This is a genomic window from Bacillus swezeyi (genome assembly GCF_001969815.1).
In the GTDB taxonomy this organism is placed as follows: Bacteria; Bacillota; Bacilli; order Bacillales; family Bacillaceae; genus Bacillus; species Bacillus swezeyi.
On the sequence record NZ_MRBK01000015.1, the window covers coordinates 17,455 to 35,294 of the forward strand.

The 17,840-nt window shown below is 46.9% G+C and carries 16 protein-coding genes; 14 read left to right on the top strand and 2 right to left on the bottom strand.

All coding sequences use genetic code 11. The features are described 5' to 3' along the window. Nucleotides 1-54 precede the first annotated feature (54 nt). The 7 genes from BTA30_RS14265 to BTA30_RS14295 all read left to right on the top strand — a co-directional run bounded on the left by BTA30_RS14265 (nt 55) and on the right by BTA30_RS14295 (nt 8,423). A complete protein-coding gene (locus BTA30_RS14265; protein ID WP_076761982.1) occupies nt 55-972 on the top strand; it encodes a DMT family transporter in 918 nt (305 codons plus the stop codon). A gap of 111 nt (nt 973-1,083) precedes the next feature. Further along, nucleotides 1,084-1,803: a YebC/PmpR family DNA-binding transcriptional regulator gene (locus BTA30_RS14270; protein WP_076761983.1), complete on the top strand. Its 720-nt coding sequence runs from the start codon at nt 1,084-1,086 to the stop codon at nt 1,801-1,803. 403 nt (nt 1,804-2,206) lie between these two features. Then, nucleotides 2,207-2,401: a type 2 periplasmic-binding domain-containing protein gene (locus tag BTA30_RS14275; RefSeq protein ID WP_158027631.1), complete on the top strand. Its 195-nt coding sequence runs from the start codon at nt 2,207-2,209 to the stop codon at nt 2,399-2,401. Between the two features lie 111 nt (nt 2,402-2,512). Continuing rightward, nucleotides 2,513-3,970: a benzaldehyde dehydrogenase gene (gene yfmT / locus BTA30_RS14280; RefSeq protein WP_076761985.1), complete on the top strand. Its 1,458-nt coding sequence runs from the start codon at nt 2,513-2,515 to the stop codon at nt 3,968-3,970. 465 nt (nt 3,971-4,435) lie between these two features. Next, complete coding sequence (locus BTA30_RS24445; RefSeq protein WP_370510587.1) at nt 4,436-4,837, top strand: methyl-accepting chemotaxis protein; 402 nt, start codon at nt 4,436-4,438, stop codon at nt 4,835-4,837. Nucleotides 4,838-5,009: 172 nt separating this feature from the next. Next, on the top strand, nt 5,010-6,434 hold the full coding sequence (locus BTA30_RS14290; RefSeq protein ID WP_076761987.1) for an SLC13 family permease: 1,425 nt from the start codon (nt 5,010-5,012) through the stop codon (nt 6,432-6,434). 99 nt (nt 6,435-6,533) lie between these two features. Continuing rightward, nucleotides 6,534-8,423 (top strand): ABC-F family ATP-binding cassette domain-containing protein, encoded by a 1,890-nt coding sequence (locus BTA30_RS14295; RefSeq protein WP_076761988.1) that lies wholly within the window; start codon nt 6,534-6,536, stop codon nt 8,421-8,423. A gap of 190 nt (nt 8,424-8,613) precedes the next feature. On the opposite strand, the gene BTA30_RS14300 is transcribed toward BTA30_RS14295, so the two are convergent. Beyond that, entirely contained in the window at nt 8,614-9,510 is an 897-nt protein-coding gene (locus BTA30_RS14300) for a LysR family transcriptional regulator (RefSeq protein ID WP_076761989.1), read from the bottom strand. Nucleotides 9,511-9,639: 129 nt separating this feature from the next. Here BTA30_RS14300 and BTA30_RS14305 point away from each other — a divergent pair, with 129 nt between their 5' ends. Further along, complete coding sequence (locus tag BTA30_RS14305; RefSeq protein ID WP_076761990.1) at nt 9,640-10,305, top strand: DJ-1/PfpI family protein; 666 nt, start codon at nt 9,640-9,642, stop codon at nt 10,303-10,305. Between the two features lie 39 nt (nt 10,306-10,344). Here BTA30_RS14305 and folE2 read toward each other — a convergent pair whose 3' ends face one another. After that, nucleotides 10,345-11,247: a GTP cyclohydrolase FolE2 gene (gene folE2 / locus BTA30_RS14310; protein WP_076761991.1), complete on the bottom strand. Its 903-nt coding sequence runs from the start codon at nt 11,245-11,247 to the stop codon at nt 10,345-10,347. A 186-nt stretch (nt 11,248-11,433) separates the two neighbouring features. On the opposite strand from folE2, the gene BTA30_RS14315 reads away from it, so the two are divergent. From BTA30_RS14315 to bioB, 6 genes are all read left to right on the top strand, one after another. Next, entirely contained in the window at nt 11,434-12,636 is a 1,203-nt protein-coding gene (locus BTA30_RS14315; protein ID WP_076761992.1) for a GTP-binding protein, read from the top strand. 202 nt (nt 12,637-12,838) lie between these two features. Further along, nucleotides 12,839-13,609, top strand: a complete 771-nt coding sequence (bioW, locus tag BTA30_RS14320; protein ID WP_076761993.1) for a 6-carboxyhexanoate--CoA ligase — start codon at nt 12,839-12,841, stop codon at nt 13,607-13,609. Then, complete coding sequence (bioA, locus tag BTA30_RS14325) at nt 13,606-14,952, top strand: adenosylmethionine--8-amino-7-oxononanoate transaminase (RefSeq protein WP_076761994.1); 1,347 nt, start codon at nt 13,606-13,608, stop codon at nt 14,950-14,952. Before bioW ends, bioA begins: the two co-directional genes overlap by 4 nt. Continuing rightward, entirely contained in the window at nt 14,927-16,105 is a 1,179-nt protein-coding gene (gene bioF / locus BTA30_RS14330; protein WP_411813142.1) for an 8-amino-7-oxononanoate synthase, read from the top strand. The genes bioA and bioF overlap by 26 nt, the downstream gene beginning before the upstream one ends. Further along, nucleotides 16,102-16,809: a dethiobiotin synthase gene (bioD, locus tag BTA30_RS14335; RefSeq protein WP_076761995.1), complete on the top strand. Its 708-nt coding sequence runs from the start codon at nt 16,102-16,104 to the stop codon at nt 16,807-16,809. Before bioF ends, bioD begins: the two co-directional genes overlap by 4 nt. Continuing rightward, nucleotides 16,806-17,807, top strand: a complete 1,002-nt coding sequence (gene bioB, locus BTA30_RS14340; RefSeq protein WP_076761996.1) for a biotin synthase BioB — start codon at nt 16,806-16,808, stop codon at nt 17,805-17,807. Before bioD ends, bioB begins: the two co-directional genes overlap by 4 nt. Nucleotides 17,808-17,840: the final 33 nt, after the last annotated feature.

The window sequence follows — 17,840 nt, forward strand, 5'->3', positions numbered from 1 at the left end:
ACTATATAAATATGAAAACTAGATTTAAATACATATAGACAGGGGAAAAACTTAATGCGGAATCAACTTGCTGCATACACATCAATGGCGCTCGCGATGGCGATCGTCGGCAGTTCGGTCGTCATCGGCAAGCTGATGGTGGAAACCATTCCGGTGTTTCTGTCGTCAGGCATTCGTTTTTTGATTGCGGCGGTCGTCTTGGTCATCTTGCTGTTTTATTTTGAAAAGGGCTTTCCCGCTCTTACGAAAAAAGATGTCTTTGTTCTCTTGATACAGTCTTTTACAGGCGTTTTCCTGTTCAGCGTCTGCATGCTTTATGGCGTCAAGCTGACGACGGGAATGGAGAGCGGCATTATTACGAGCACCACGCCGATGGCTGTCGGTGTTTTGGCTTTCTTTTTATTGAAAGAAAAAATCGAAAAGCGAATGGCTGCCGGCATAGTGTTGGCCGTGATCGGCGTGATGACGATCAACCTGTTCGGTGCAGGCAGCCAAGGCGAGAACCCTTATGCTTTAATGGGGAATCTTTTAATCGCGGCTGCGGTCATCGGTGAAGCGATGTTTACACTAATGGCGAAGCTGCTGTCACCTCATATTTCCGCATTGGCGATATCGACGTTTGTGTCGCTTTTTGGTTTTTTATTTTTTCTCCCGTTTGCTGCGATTGAAGCGCTGTCGTTTGATTTTGGCGCGCCGGGAATTCTTGACTGGTCATATGTGATATATTATGCGCTGATTGTAACTGTCCTCGCCTTTTTCTTATGGTACAGCGGCGTGACAAAAGTGCCCGCAGGTGTGTCCGGGATTTTCACTTCGGTTCTCCCCGTTTCAGCTGTTGTGCTGTCGGGCCTCATTTTGAAGGAGCAATTTACCTATATTCATTTGATTGGCATCGTGTTTGTCATGGCAGGCATTTTTGTCACAGTCTTAAAGAAAGAACCGCAGAAGGATAGCAGAAATCTCGCGTCTTAAGGGGATTTCCAAAAAAATGTCGCAAATTCGATGCATCAACATAATGAATTCGCCCAGGGCTGCGGTATAATAGATTTTGTGAATTCAATGTTGAAAGAGAGTGGTTACATCATGGGCCGTAAGTGGAACAATATAAAAGAAAAGAAAGCGTCAAAGGATGCGAATACAAGCCGCATCTATGCGAAGTTTGGACGCGAAATATATGTGGCGGCAAAGCAGGGAGAGCCCGATCCTGAATTAAATCAGGCGCTGAAATTCGTGCTTGAGCGCGCCAAAACATATAATGTCCCGAAAGCGATTATCGAGCGGGCGATTGAAAAGGCGAAGGGCGGTTCTGAAGAAAACTATGACGAGCTTCGCTATGAAGGCTTCGGACCGAACGGAGCGATGGTGATCGTCGATGCGCTGACGAACAATGTCAACCGGACGGCGGCGGATGTGCGCTCCACATTTGGCAAAAACGGCGGAAATATGGGTGTGAGCGGATCTGTCGCATACATGTTTGATCCGACGGCCGTCATCGGCTTTGAGGGCAAAACGGCCGATGAAGTGCTCGAATTATTAATGGAAGCGGATATCGATGTCCGCGATATTATAGAAGAAGATGACGCGGTGATCGTCTATGCCGAGCCTGATCAGTTCCATGCCGTGCAGGAGGCGATTCAAAACGCCGGAATTACTGAGTTTACTGTCGCGGAGCTGACAATGCTTGCGCAAAACGATGTCGCGCTTCCGGAAGATGCGCAGGCGCAGTTTGAAAAGCTGATCGATGCGCTGGAAGATTTGGAGGATGTGCAGCAGGTTTATCATAATGTTGATTTAGGCGAGTAATCACAAACCACCCGTGATTGAAATCATGGGTGGTTTTCTTGCAAAAAAATCCCTAGTGTACTGAATGGGGAAAATGCTATTCTACATCTTTTAGTATTGCTTTAATTTTATCGAGACGCTGCTTGGTATCCTTTATTTCCTCTTTTCAAGTTTAAATGTCTCTTCACTTAAATATCTTTTGACAACCTTTGTTAAGGCTACGAGCCTCACGATGACAAGCGCAGCCATTGCTACTTAATATATAGGTATTAAAATTGTGATGTCTCCTTACAAGCTAAAAAACAAGAGTTTATCGATCAAGTTAAGTATGCTAAATAAGAAAAATGCCGTATATCAAAATGACAAATTTACTGAGTGATGACGCTTTAAATAGTGGTTTGAAAATATAATGGGCTTAAGCAGAATGGTCGTGTCAGATGCGGAGGATATCACAACAATTCCTTTGGATGAAGAGGTCATTCCTTATTTTTACGTGTCGATTTGCTTTAACAAAAACCATACGCTAAGTGAAGAAGAAAAATTGATCATCGAATTGTTTAAAACCCATAAGAAAAAGAGTTTGACGGATCAACCGGATTTTACCGATATCGCGCGGTAAAATCTTTTTTTTATGCCTAAAGCCCTGCGAGATTGAATTTTTTTGAAAGAATGCCGATACTTATATTGAAGTCTAACTTTTCCCAAAATTGTTTGATAGGAGATGGCCCGAATGATTCAAATATCTGATCTCAACCGTCAATACATAGGAGGGGAATGGAGGGACGGCCAAAGCGGCAATATGTTAGCCGATCTAAATCCATATACCCATAAAACGATTACATCTTTTCGCAAAGCAACGCCTGATGATGTCGACCAAGCCTACAAATCGGCTTTGGAGGCGAAGAAGAAATGGGATCGCGTCGGTCCATATGAGAAAAGAGCGATTTTCGAAAAAGCCGTCGCTTACATTGAAGAGCATACAGAAGCGATTGTGTATCTCATAATGGAGGAGCTTGGCGGCACAAGGTTAAAAGCTGCTTTTGAAATTGATCTTGTCATCAATATGATCAAAGAAGCTGCGGGCTTCCCGCTCAAGATGGAAGGGAAAATTCTGCCTTCGCCGGTTGATGGAAAAGAGAATCGGCTTTACCGGATTCCGGTCGGTGTCGTCGGAGTCATCAGTCCGTTCAATTTTCCGTTCTTTTTATCCGTCAAATCGGTTGCTCCGGCGCTTGGCGCGGGAAATGGCGTTGTGCTGAAGCCTCATGAGGAGACGCCGATTTGCGGGGGCACCTTGATTGCAAAGATTTTTGAAGAAGCCGGACTTCCGAAGGGTCTTTTGAATGTCGTTGTGACTGATATCGGAGAAATCGGAGACAGCTTTGTTGAACATCCGATTCCGAGAATCATCTCGTTTACCGGTTCAACAAAGGTCGGCAGCCATATCGGACAGCTGGCGGTGAAACATTTTAAAAAACCGCTGCTTGAGCTTGGCGGCAACAGCGCCCTGATCGTTCTTGAGGATGCCGATTTGGAGTATGCGGTCAATGCGGCGGCCTTCAGCCGATTCACCCATCAGGGGCAAATTTGTATGTCGGCCAACCGGATTCTCGTGCAAAAAGAGGTCTATCCGCAATTTTTAAAATTGTTTTGTGAAAAGGTATCCGCGTTTAAGACAGGAGATCCGATGGATCCTGAAACCATTATCGGGCCTGTCATTAATGAACGCCAGGCGGAACATTTAAGAAAGGCGATTGAAAAAGGAATTGCCGAAGGCGCCGTCCCGCTTATCAAGGGTGAAATCAAAGAAAATCTCGTCGAACCGACGATTTTAACCGATGTTCAGCCTGACATGTCCATCGCCCAGGAAGAGCTGTTTGGTCCGGTTGTATGCGTCATGCCGTTTCAGACAGAGGAAGAAGCGATTAAGATTGCCAATGATACAACATTTGGCTTAAGCGGGGCCGTACATACAGGAAATGTGGAACGCGGCGTTGAAATCGCCAAACAGATTGAGTCGGGTATGATCCATGTCAATGACACAACGATCAACGATGAATCGCATGTCGCTTTCGGAGGAGAAAAGCAATCCGGACTCGGGAGGCTGAACGGCGAGTGGAGCCTTGAGGAGTTTACGACATTAAAGTGGATCTCTGTCCAGCACCAAAAGAGAGTTTTTCCATATTAAAAGGAGGTTTGAAACATGAGTGAAGCAGTAAAAACAGACATCCATCCTCTCCTGGATGCTTTTGTGAAGGTTGCGCCTTTCCTGAATCAGCTGATTCAGGATGATGTGACAGTCGGTATTTATGATACAGAAAAGCTGATCATCAACATTCCGGGTAAGACATTTTCCCTGAATGTAAAACCGGGCGATCCTTTGCAGGAAGGGGACATTATTACAGACGCCATCCGTCAAAACAAAAAGAAAGTCAGCATGGTGCCAAAGGAGCTGTTTGGCTTCCCGCTTGCCGCCAGAGCGATTCCGCTGAATGACGAGAACGGCCGGGTCATCGGCGGCGTCGGACTCGGCACAAGCCTGGAAAAATCAGACCAGCTTCACCGCGTGGCAGAGAGCTTGTCCGTCATCGTTGAACAGACGGCGTCAGCCATTCAGGACATCGCCGGGTCTGTCAGCGGATTTTCCGGCCAAATGTCCGATATCTCCAAGCAGGCGAAAGAAGTAAGTGAGAGCGCAGGTGAAATCGAAAAGATTTCCGTCACTGTTAAAGGCATTTCAGATCAAAGCAACCTGCTGGGGCTGAATGCGGCAATCGAAGCAGCCAGAGCCGGAGAATCGGGAAAAGGATTCTCTGTTGTGGCAGACGAGATCAGAAAGCTTGCGACACACTCAAAAGAAAACGTCGGCCAAATTGACCAAATCACGAAAAAGATCCACGCCTTATTGAAAGACCTTGAACATTCGATTGAAGTCATCAATGAGCATACAAGCGGCCAGGCCGCCGGTGTTGAACAAATTTCCGCGACCATGCAGGAAATCAGCAGCAATGCGCAGAACCTCGCAAAAATGGCGGAACACCATTTTGAAGACTAGATATATAGAAAAGGAGAAGCTGTCCGGCAATGCCGGCGGCTTTTTTTATGAATCAGCCGCCCCCAGCCAAATCCCAATAATTAAAATTTTATTTTAAATTTTTTAGAGGATTTTTCCCCGCCCAAATCGAAAGTGATAAACGGAAACCGCTTTCAAAGGGAGGAAGGGATATATGAGAGTATATACATTAACAAAACTGACCGGATTACTGTTGGGGCCGATCGGTTTTTTGCTGATCTTTGGCTTGATACCGGAGTCGGAGCTGGCTTATGCACCGCGGGTCGTTCTTGCTGTGACGGCATGGACGGCCGTCTGGTGGATCACGGAAGCCGTGCCGATTCCCGCAGCATCGCTGCTGCCTATCATTCTTATGCCCACATTAGGCGGTTTAGATATGGAAACGACGGCTAAGGCATACGGCGACCCGATTGTTTTTATGTATATGGGGGGCTTTATCATTGCGATCGCGATTGAGAAATGGAATCTTCACAAGCGGATGGCTTTGCATATTTTAAAGCGCATCGGGGCGGAAAGCCATCGGGTTGTGCTGGGGGTTATGCTGGCGACAGCGTTTTTATCGATGTGGATTTCAAACGCCGCCACCGCCTTGATGATGCTTCCTGTCGCGCTCGCTATCATTAAAGAAGTGCAGGAAAAAGAGATTTTAAAAGGGGATTCCCTGCAGAAATTCAGCAAAAGCATCTTGCTGGCCGTCGCATATGCTGCGTCAATCGGAGGGCTCGCCACTTTGGTCGGCTCTGTGCCGAACGCGGTGTTTGCGGCGATGTCCAGAAAGATGCTGAATCAGGATATTATGTTTTTTGAATGGTTTTTGTTCGGATTTCCGGTTTCTGTTCTTTTTCTGATCATTCTATATGTTTATTTAACGAAGGTGAAGTTTAAAGTCAGCCGCTTTGAAGGAAAAAAGCCCGGGTTTATCGATCATGATCTGAAGGCGCTGGGGGCGATGACAAAGGAGGAAAAATCGGTATTCGCCGTTTTTTTGGTGACCGCATTTTTATGGATGTTCAAATTTCTCCTTCCATTTGCGGTATCAGATACGTCAATCGCCATTTTTGGTGCGGTCCTGCTTTTCTTAATTCCAAGCACAAAGGATGAGCGGATTTTGGAGTGGAAGGATATGCAATCGCTGCCGTGGGGCCTGCTTCTCTTGTTCGGGGGCGGATTGTCGCTTGCATCGGGTTTTTCAGCAACGAACTTAACGGCATGGATCGGCGGCAAGCTTAAGCTTCTGGAAGGCCATCCATACTTGCTTGTTGTGGTCGTGTTAACGGCGTCGATTTTATTTATGACGGAGATCATGTCCAATACGGCTGTCGCCAATATGGTGATCCCGATGACCGTCGGCCTTGGCACCGCGCTGCAGGTTGAGCCGTACGGGCTGATGGCCGCAGCTGCGCTCGCATCATCCTGCGCCTTTATGCTACCGATTTCCACCCCGCCGAATGCGGCTGTATTCAGCGCCAATGTATTGAATATGAAGGATATGATCAGGGCGGGGTTCTGGCTGAATATTGCGGGGATTTTGATCATCGTGATCAGCGTCTATTTTTGGCTTCCGGCCGTCCTTCAGTGAGATTCAGCCGTTTTAAGAGCTCACAAACCTCTCACTAGTTTTCTTTCAAAAACTGCTTTAAAATAAAGGTATGACATTACGTTAGGATTGGTAGAATACATGAGCATTTTAAAAGCTGAAGGTTTATATAAAACATACGGAGACAAGACATTATTTGATTATATATCGTTTCATATTGAAGAAAATGAGCGAATCGGCTTAATCGGACCGAATGGAACCGGAAAAAGCAGTTTGCTTAAAGCGATAGCCGGCTTTGAATCAACGGAAAAAGGAGAGATCACGAAATCGGGCAGCCTTCAAATCGAGTACCTGCATCAGGAACCGGATTTGGATGGCTCTGAAACGGTGCTGGAGCACATTTATTCAGGCGATTCCGTGATGATGCGGACGATGAGGGCGTATGAAAAAGCATTGCAGGAATTGAATGCGTCTCCCGACGATCAGAAGAAGCAGGAAAATCTTTTGGCCGCTCAGGGCAAAATGGATGAACATGGCGCCTGGGATGCGAACACGGCGGCAAAAACGATTTTAACAAAGCTCGGCGTCGCCGATGTGGCAAAAGAAGTCAGGGCTCTTTCCGGAGGTCAAAAAAAGCGCGTGGCGATTGCCAAAACACTCATCCAGCCAGCAGACCTTTTGATATTGGATGAGCCGACGAACCACCTTGATAATGAAACAATCGAATGGCTTGAAGGCTATTTGAGCGGATATCCCGGTTCAGTCGTACTCGTCACACATGACCGCTATTTTCTAAACCGGGTGACAAACCGGATCTATGAGCTTGATCGCGGCCACCTGTACACGTATAAAGGGAATTATGAAGTGTTTTTAGAAAAGCGCGCTGAACGGGAAGCGCAGGCTGAACAAAACGAAACGAAGCGGCAGAACCTGCTCAGAAGAGAGCTCGCTTGGCTGAGAAGGGGAGCCAAAGCCCGTTCGACAAAACAGAAGGCCAGGGTTCAGCGGGTGGAAGAACTGAAAGAGCAGGATGGGCCTGAAGCGGGTTCATCCCTCGATTTTGCGGTCGGCTCCCACCGCCTCGGCAAGCAGGTGATTGAGGCTGAAGGCGTTGAGATCAGCCGCGGCGGAAAACAGCTTGTCAGCTCATTTGATGAACTGATTATACCCGGAGACCGAATCGGCATTATCGGACCGAACGGCATCGGCAAAACGACGCTGTTAAACGCGCTGGCCGGGCGCTTCGAGCCTGAAGCGGGCCGCATTACGATCGGCCAGACCGTCAGAATCGGCTATTATACACAGGATCACAGTGAAATGAATGATGCGTTGCAAGTGATTGATTATGTCAAGGAAACGGCCGAAATCGTCAAAACGGCCGACGGCCAAGTGATTACCGCCGAACAAATGCTGGAAAGGTTCCTCTTTCCGCGCCGTACGCAGCACAATTTTATCCGCAAGCTGTCGGGCGGTGAGAAAAGGCGTCTGTATTTGCTGAAAGTGCTGATGGAGGAGCCGAATGTCCTGTTTCTCGATGAGCCGACAAATGACCTGGATACTGAAACGCTTGGGGTTTTGGAAGATTATTTAGAGCAGTTTCCAGGTGTTGTCGTGACGATATCCCATGACCGCTACTTCCTTGACCGGGTCGTCAGCCGCCTGCTCGTGTTTGAAGGGAACGGATCCATCTCGCGCTTTCACGGCTCATACAGCGAATATATGGAAAAGCAAAAGGAAATCATCCGCGAGAAACCTTCCCAGGAAGCGGCCGAGACTGTGAAACCCGAGAAAAAGAAAAGGAAAAAGCTTTCGTATAAAGATCAGCTGGAATGGGAAAGCATCGAAGACAGAATCGCAGGCCTGGAAGAAAAGCATAAACAGCTTGAAGAAGAGATCGCCGCTGCGGGCAGCGACTTTGCAAAAATCCAGACACTGATGGAAGACCAAAAGAAAACAGCGGAAGAGCTTGAAGAGGCGATGGAGCGCTGGACCGAACTGTCGCTGATGATCGAGGAGCTTGAACAATCATAATGGACGGCTGCCCGGAGAGTAAACGGCAAACAGTAAGCAGCCTGCTGATGGCTGGTGGTGCATCCACGCACGTGCTGCAAAGAACTTTATGATTTTCGGTTTTACCTGCTGCATCCCGCTCATCTGCAAATGAACGATTTTTTTATAAAAAGCTAAGCCCAGCATAAACGTTGCTGGGCTTTGTTTTTTCTCAACAATTGGACGAAAAATACCCGGACACTCTTGCCCTGAATAACGATGCTGCCAGACCGAGCTCCCTGTCTTTACGGACAATGAGCCCATGCGTGGAAACAATCGGCGCTGACAGCTGCAATAGCTCGAATTGACCTGCTTCAAGTTCTTGTTTGACGGCGATTTCCGGAATGAAGGCAAAGCCGATCCCGCATCTTACAGCCTGTTTGATCATTTCGATGCTTGGGTATTCGAGGGCGCTGTTTCCTTCGATTCCGGCTTCCTGCAATAGCCGGCCCGCTTTTGTATGGTACACACAGCTTGTGCCGAAACTGATAAATGTTTCGCGGCTCAGGGCGCTCAGGCCTTCAGATTCAACTTTTTCAACCAGGTCATGGGATGCGATAAATACCAGCTTTTCTTCGAGCAAAGGGACGAACAGGATATCTGGCCGATTTGGATTTTGCGGTACAATCCCGAAATCGACGGCATGATCCAGCACCTGCTGAACGATATCTTGCTGAAACCCGCTTTCCAGTTTTAACCTGATGTTTGGATGATCTTTTGAAAATTCTTGAATCATAGTCGACATGCGCGTGAGGAAAAACGATTCCTGCATTCTGATGTCAACATTTCCTTGAGGCTGATCCAGCTCATTCATCGCTTCTTCTAAAGATCTTCCTAAATGAATAAATTGATAAGCAAATGCAGCAAGCTTCAAACCGGCCGGAGTCGGTTTCACCCCTCTTGATAAACGCTGAAACAACCTTTGCCCGCAAGCTTGTTCCAAAAGCTGAATATGGTTGGTGACGGTTGATTGTACATACCCCAGCCGATCAGCAGCGCGGCTGAAGTTTTTTTCTTCCATCACGGCAATGAAGGTATTGAAAAATTTCCCCTCTAACATCTCAATCATAAAATGGTCATCTCCTTGATATCGATAAATAAAATGGTTTGTATCGCAATCATTCATAAGTAAAATGGATATCTTCATGATATCGTTATTTTTGTAAGGATGAAAGAGATATGGAAAGGGAGGAAAACAATGAACAAAACGAGAGGATTCAGGCTTGGTGTGTATATTTTCAAGGATGCTGAAATCATAGACTATGCGGCTCCGTACGGGGTGTTCTCAGTGGCGAGGCGGCTTGATCCCGAGCTGGACGCCTTTCTTGTGGCAGATGCGATGAAGCCGGTTCAGACTCAGGCAGGACTGATCGTTCAGCCGAATTATAGTTTTCAAGACCAGCCTGATATGGATGCTTTCTTAATTCCGGGCGGATTCGGCACACGGCAGGAGACAAATAACAAACGGCTGCATCAGTTCATCCGCTCTCTTCCTGAGACAACTTTACTGGTCAGCGTATGTACGGGGTCATGGATTTTCGGGCGAATGGGACTCTTAGACGGGGTTCCCGCCACAAGCCGCAAAGAACCGGATCGGCTGGAGGCGTCGGAAATGGGGCAGGTGCCGATCGACCGTTTAGCTGACATCGCGCCCGCCTGCAAAATCAGCCGGGCAAGAATCGTTGACAGCGGCAGAATTGTAACCGCCGGAGGCATCGCTTCAGGAATGGAAATGGGCTTTCACTTGCTGAGAAGGGCGGGTTATGATGAAAAATTCATTGCTGATGCAGCCCGTATTATGGAATATAAAGAGGGATACAGCCAGTATAAAGATGATATTGAATATGTGCAGGAAACGAAGTAGCCAAAAAAGCTCAGCCGAAAGGTGCTGAGCTTTTTTTCATTAGCTCTTGGAAAATGACAGCCGGGCCACGGCATCATGCATATGAATCGATTCTTCATTCCGGCATTCGATGTCAAAGGCCGAGATCCAATCCATTTCGTATAAATCAGCGGCTGTTAGGCGAATGATGTCTTCTACAAATCTCGGATTCTCGTAGGCCTGTTCAGTCACCCTTTTTTCGTCGGGCCTTTTTAAGACGGGGTGGAGCTTTGCGCTTGCATTCGTCTCCGCTGCGGCGAGTAGCTCTGTTTTAAAATCGTCAGGCATTTCCGCCTTGTCATGAATGTGCGCGGTGATGGAAATGATGCCGCGCTGATTGTGGGCGCTGTATTCGCTGATTTCTTTTGAACATGGACAAAGAGTCGTCACATGTGAAGTCATCCCGACGGTTTGTGCCCAGCCTGTGTTTTCTTTGTAAGAAACTTTCATATGGATATCGGCATGCATCAGCCCGGGCAATTCGGTTTCAGGACTGCGGCGTTGAAAATACCAAGGAAAAGAAACAGAAACCGAGGCGCTTTGCTGTTCCATATTGTCTGCAAGTTCCTTCGTGAAATCTTTCAGCGTATTCAGATCAACGGTCCAGTTTTTCTCATGATAGCGCTGCAGCTGCTCTGTCAGCCGGCTCATATTGATCCCTTTGCGGCTCTTGTCGAGGTTTGTTGTGAAAGAAAATGACCCGATCGTCGTCTGAGTATGCGGTATGGCGGAAGATTCGATCTGAATCGGGTGTGAAACGTTTGAGACGCCGACATGATCAATATTAAAAAAATAATCGTTCGGCATATTTTGAAGATCTGACATGTTTTCTTTATCAGTCGGCTTTGTTCCTTTTATCGCTTCGACTGATCCGAAGCGGCGGTGGCGTTCCGGTTTTGCGGGTAAGTGAAGTTCATGTTTCATTGGTGAGACTCCTTTCAACAAACAAATCGTAATTATTCCTATTTATTTTGAGGGAATGCTGTGATAAAATCAAGTGGTCATGTTGTGAAAGAAGATGATTTTGCATTTGTATCCCGGATATGATGAAATATAACATATAAATCGTAATAATTACGATTTATAAAAATATCAAAAAGGAGAATGAAAATGAGCAAAACGATTCCTGTAACAGTATTAAGCGGCTACTTGGGAGCGGGCAAAACGACTCTGCTGAATTACATATTGCAAAATCGCCAGGGGATGAAAGTCGCCGTCATCGTCAATGACATGAGCGAGGTGAACATTGACGCCGGACTGGTTAAACAGGGAGGCGGTCTTTCACGGACAGATGAAAAACTGGTCGAAATGTCAAATGGCTGCATTTGCTGCACACTCAGGGAAGATTTATTGGTTGAAGTAGAAAAACTGGCGAAACAGGGGAATATCGATTATATCGTCATTGAGTCAACAGGCATCAGTGAACCGATTCCTGTCGCGCAAACTTTTTCTTACATCGATGAAGAGCTGGGCATTGATTTAACGCGGTTTTGCCGCCTGGATACGATGGTGACAGTGGTCGATGCCAATCGTTTTTGGCATGACTTCCAATCTGGAGACAGCCTGCTCGACAGAAAAGAAGCAATCGGTGAAGAGGATGAACGCGATATTGCCGATCTGCTTATTGATCAAATCGAATTTTGCGATGTGCTGATTTTGAATAAATGCGACCTTGTCTCTCAAGAAGAGCTGGCCAAACTGGAAAAAGTGCTGAGAACGCTGCAGCCTAAAGCTAGCATCATTCGGGCGGTAAAAGGTGAAGTCGACCCGAAGGACATTTTAAACACAGGCTTGTTTCAGTTTGAGGAAGCAAGCAGGTCAGCGGGGTGGATTAGAGAATTAAATCAGGGACATCAGGAGCATACGCCTGAGACTGAAGAGTACGGAATCTCATCTTTTGTATATGAAGCCCGTCGACCTTTTCACACAGAGCGGTTTTACAACTGGATTCATTCGCTTCCGGAAAACATTGTCAGGGCGAAAGGGATTGCATGGTGTGCGACGCGCAACAGCCTTGCTTTATTAATGTCCCAAGCGGGCCCGTCCGCCAGTCTGGAACCGATCTCTTACTGGGTTGCCGCATTGTCTAAACAAGAGCAGGAGCAAATTTTACGGCAGAATCCGGAGCTTTTAAAAGAGTGGAATGCTGAATTTGGCGACCGCCATACAAAGCTTGTTTTCATTGGAATCGATCTTTCGCCAAAAGAGATTGCGGCTGAAGCGGATCAATGTCTGCTGACAGATTCGGAGATGGCCGATGACTGGTCGCTTCTGCCCGACCCGTTTGATTGGCAGATTGAAAAAGCAAAGTAAACAGAATCATATCAGCTGAAAAAAGACAGAAGAGGACACCCTCTTTTGTCTTTTTTATTTTTCAAGAGAAACCCGCTTTGGCATATCTTGTTGACATATTAGAGAAGGAATACTAATATTCTATTTGTAATGTTAACTCATAATAATTTAAGGTTAACATTTATGCGCGGTCGGTCTTCATACATTAAAAAGAGGGGGAAATATGAAGGGAGAAACATACTATAGTGTAAGAATGAGAGCGTCCCAAAATGGGCGTCATGAGGATGGCGGAAAACATATTTCCGGAGGAGAGAAGCTCACGCCTTTCGACGGTTTGAAGCATACGGTCAATGCCTTATTGGAAAAAGGTTTATCTCATTCAAGAGGTAAACCCGACTTTATGCAAATTCAGTTTGAACGTGTAAACGAACCGATCAGGACGATTCAGCCTTTGCTAATTGAAACAAATGAAGCTGATTCAGCCGAAAAAGGACAAGAACTCGCGAAGGAGCTTATCAGCCAAGCGGGTGTTCCTCGAGACATGATTGAAAAAGCGTTTCGGGAAATTGCCGAATACTCGAGAGTAAGGGGCGCGGTCTTGTTTGATATCCATTCAGGCCGGCGGATTGACGGGAGAAAAGACAAGGGTGTGCGCGTCTCACGAATGGATTGGCCGGAAACAGGTTTTGAAGAGTGGGCAGCCGGATGCGGCATGCCGCCGAATCCGCGAATGAAGGAGGCGCTTGCAGTTGCGGCAAAGGTATCTGGGCACCCGGCTGTAGTCGCTGAATTATGCTGGTCTGATGATCCTGATTACATAACGGGCTATGTTGCCGCTGGAGAGCTGGGCTATCAGCGGATCACAAAAATGAAAGAGTATGGAGACGAAAGCGGCTGCCGAATTTTTTTTGTTGATGGATTGATAGATATGAAGAACTGCATAGACTATTTGGAAAAACAGCCTGTATTGATTCAGTCGGGGGGAGAAGGATGAACCAATCACTAATTGAAAAAAGCAAACAGCATTTGTGGCTGCCTTTTACACAAATGAAAGACTATGATGAACATCCATTAATCATCGAAAGCGGAGAAGGCATTAAGCTAAAAGATATAGACGGCAAGGAATACTATGACGGATTTTCTTCAGTGTGGCTCAATGTACACGGACACCGCAAAACGGAACTAGATGAGGCGATTAAAAAACAGCTTGGGAAAATTGCGCATTCTACGTTGTTGGGGATGACGAATGTTCCAGCGACAGAGCTTGCCGAGATATTAGTCAAAATAAGCCCTGAAAAGCTGACGCGCGTTTTTTATTCTGACAGCGGGGCCGAAGCCATGGAAATTGCTTTGAAAATGGCATTTCAATATTGGAAAAATACAGGGAAGCCGGAGAAGCAAAAATTCATTTCGATGCGAAACGGCTATCACGGCGATACGATCGGCGCTGTCAGCGTCGGTTCAATCGAGCTTTTCCACCATGTATACGGCCCGCTCATGTTTGACAGTTTCAAGGCGCGGGTCCCTTATGTATACCGTTCTGAAAGCGGCGACCCTGATTTGTGCCGAGATGAATCCCTGGAAGAACTCGAAAAACTGCTGATCGAGCATCACGGTGAGATCGCCGCGCTTTCGATTGAATCGATGGTCCAAGGAGCGTCCGGCATGATCGTGATGCCTGAAGGATATTTGGCAGGTGTTCGCCGGCTTTGCACAAAATATGACGTTTTAATGATTGTTGATGAAGTGGCGACAGGGTTTGGCCGCACCGGAAAAATGTTTGCCTGTGAGCATGAAAACGTTCAGCCTGACCTAATGGCCGCGGGGAAAGGAATTACCGGAGGATATTTGCCGATTGCCGTTACATTTGCCACCGAAGAGATTTACAAAGCATTTTACGATGACTATGAAAAATTAAAGACGTTTTTCCACGGCCACTCATATACGGGAAATCAGCTCGGCTGTGCGGTTGCGATAGAAAATTTGCGCTTGTTCGAATCAGAAAAAATCGTAGAACAGGTCGCTGAAAAATCAAAAGCGCTTCATTTGCTTCTTCAGGATCTTACATCACTCCCTCATGTCGGCGACATCCGCCAGCTCGGTTTTATGTGCGGGATAGAGCTTGTTCAGTCAAAGAAAACGAAACGATCCTTTCCGCCTGAACAGCGCGTTGGGTATCAGGTTTCTTTAAAAATGAGAGAGCTTGGCATGCTGACAAGGCCTTTGGGGGATGTTGCTGCATTTCTGCCTCCGCTCGCCAGCACGACCGAGGAACTGGAAGCGATGGTTTCGATCATGAAGGAAGCGATACATGAGGTCACAAGCCGTGAATCTTGATGGATGGTTCACCAGCCGGCTGGACAGAACGAAAGCGGCCGGGCTTTATCGGACGCTCCCCCGGACGATGAGCTCTGAAGCAGAAGCAGATGATCAAAAACAAGTGATTTGGTCGTCAAATGATTATTTAGGCATGGCAAATGACAAACGATTGATTGCAGCCGCTAAAACGGCGCTCTGCCAATCCGGAGCGGGGAGCACCGGTTCGCGGTTAACGACGGGCAATACAGACTGGCATGGGAAGCTTGAGCGGAAAATCGCAGATTTTAAACGGACGGAAGCGGCCCTCCTGTTTTCAAGCGGGTATTTAGCCAACATCGGTGTGCTTTCTTCATTGCCTGAAAAAGGAGATGTCATTTTAAGTGATCAATTGAATCATGCCAGCATCATCGACGGCTGCCGCCTGTCAAAAGCTGACACGGTCGTTTATCACCACATTGATATGCGTGATCTTGAAGAAAAACTGGCAGCGGCGCAAGGATGCGAGCGGCGCTTTATTGCAACAGACGGCGTATTCAGCATGGACGGTGCGATTGCGCCGCTTGATGAGATCATCGCACTTGCCGAACGCTATCAGGCCTTCGTTATTGTCGATGATGCACATGCAACAGGTGTTTTGGGAGAGGCCGGCAGAGGGACGAGCGAATATTTTGGCGTTTGCCCCGATGTTGTGATCGGCACCTTAAGCAAAGCCGTTGGTGCGGAAGGGGGTTTTGTCGCGGGTTCTAAAGCATTGATCGATTTTTTGCTGAATCATGCGAGAACGTTTATTTTTCAAACAGCGATCCCGCCAGCTAGCTGTGCGGCTGCATATACAGCCTTTGAGATTATAGAAGACAGTCAAGATAAACGCCGGCTTTTGCATTCATCTGTGAGAACGGTGAAAGCCGGTCTGGAGGATATGGGATTTACGGTGAAAGGAGGGCGGACGCCGATTGTACCTGTGATGATCGGAGATGCTCAACAAGCGGTTTTATTGGCAAAAAGCCTTGAGGAAAAGGGAATTTATGCGCCGGCCATTCGTCCGCCAACGGTAGCTGATGGAGAAAGCCGGATCAGGCTGACAGTCACAGCAGACCGCAGCTTAAGAGAAATAGACGATTTGTTAAAGGGATTTCATTTAATCGGAAGAGAGTTGAACATGGTGAAATGAAGGGTTTTTTTGTAACAGGGACAGATACGGGAGTTGGGAAAACCGTCATATCATGCGGCCTTGCCGCTGTATTGAAAGAGAAAAAGATCGATGTCGGGGTGTTTAAGCCGTTTTTGAGCGGGATGCGGAGCACCCACCCGCAAAGTGATACAGCTCTGTTGAAGCAAATGTCGCAGACATGTCTCTCCCACGAAGACATTACACCTTTTGAGTTTAAAGAGCCGCTTGCTCCATACATCGCTGCTGAGCTGGAGGGAAAGGCCGTCAGCTTGGAAGAGGCTGTGAACCATTGGAAAAAGATAAGGATTCAGCATGATTGTTTTATCGTTGAAGGAGCAGGCGGAATCGCAGTGCCGCTGGGAAAAGATTATTTGGTCAGTCATTTCATAAAAGCTTTGGAATTGCCGGTTGTCATCGTAGCAAGGCCGAATCTTGGAACGATCAACCATACCTATTTAACCGTTCAATATGCGAAAGGGATAGGGCTTGAGGTAATCGGTATTGTGATCAATGGAACCAGCAGCCGTCCAAGCCTTGATCAAGAAACCAACCCAGACATGATTGAAGAATTATGCGGTGTGCCGATTTTAGGCGTTACACCGAAGCTGGAACATGCAACACCAGAAAATATTCACAACATGATAAAGGAACATGTCGATGTTTCCTTCATCATGAATCAAATGCAAATGGGGGCTAAAAAGTGAATCAGTGGATGGATCTTGCAGATAGAGTGTTGGGGGGAGCGGAAGTAACAGACAAAGAGGCGCTTTCCATTTTGGAATGTCCGGATGAAGATGTCCTCTTGTTGATGCATGCTGCTTTTCAAATTAGAAAACGTTATTACGGAAAAAAAGTAAAGCTGAATATGATTATGAATGCAAAATCCGGCCTTTGCCCGGAAAACTGCGGCTACTGTTCCCAGTCAGCCATATCAAAAGCACCGATCGATTCTTATCGGATGATGGACAAAGGAACACTTATTGAGGGCGCAAAGCGCGCACATGATTTAAATATAGGAACGTACTGTATCGTGGCCAGCGGGAGAGGGCCGTCAAACCGGGAAGTCGACCAAGTTGTCGATGCTGTAAAAGAAATCAAAGATACCTACGGCTTAAAAATCTGTGCCTGTCTCGGACTGTTAAAACCGGAGCAGGCGCTGCGCCTAAAAGAAGCCGGAGTCGACCGCTACAACCACAATATCAATACATCAAAAAGCAATCATTCAAACATTACAACTTCACATACGTACGATGACAGAGTCAATACAGTGGAGACAGCCAAACAATCCGGGATGTCCCCGTGTTCGGGTGTGATTGTCGGCATGAAAGAGACAAAGCAGGATGTACTCGACATGGCGAAAAGTTTAAAAGCGCTTGATGCCGATTCAATCCCGGTTAATTTTTTGCATGCGATCGACGGTACTCCATTAGAAGGGATAAATGAATTAAATCCGCTTTATTGCTTAAAAGTTTTGGCTTTGTTCCGTTTTATCAATCCGACAAAGGAAATCCGCATTTCCGGCGGCCGGGAAGTCAATCTTCGTTCATTGCAGCCATTGGGGCTTTATGCCGCCAATTCGATTTTTGTCGGAGATTATTTAACAACGGCAGGACAGAATGAAACAGAAGACCATAAGATGCTCCATGATTTGGGATTTGAAGTCGAATCGGTAGAAGAAATGAAAGCCAGCCTGCAGCAATAAACGGCAAGAAAAAAGCAATGGGCTGACGAGACG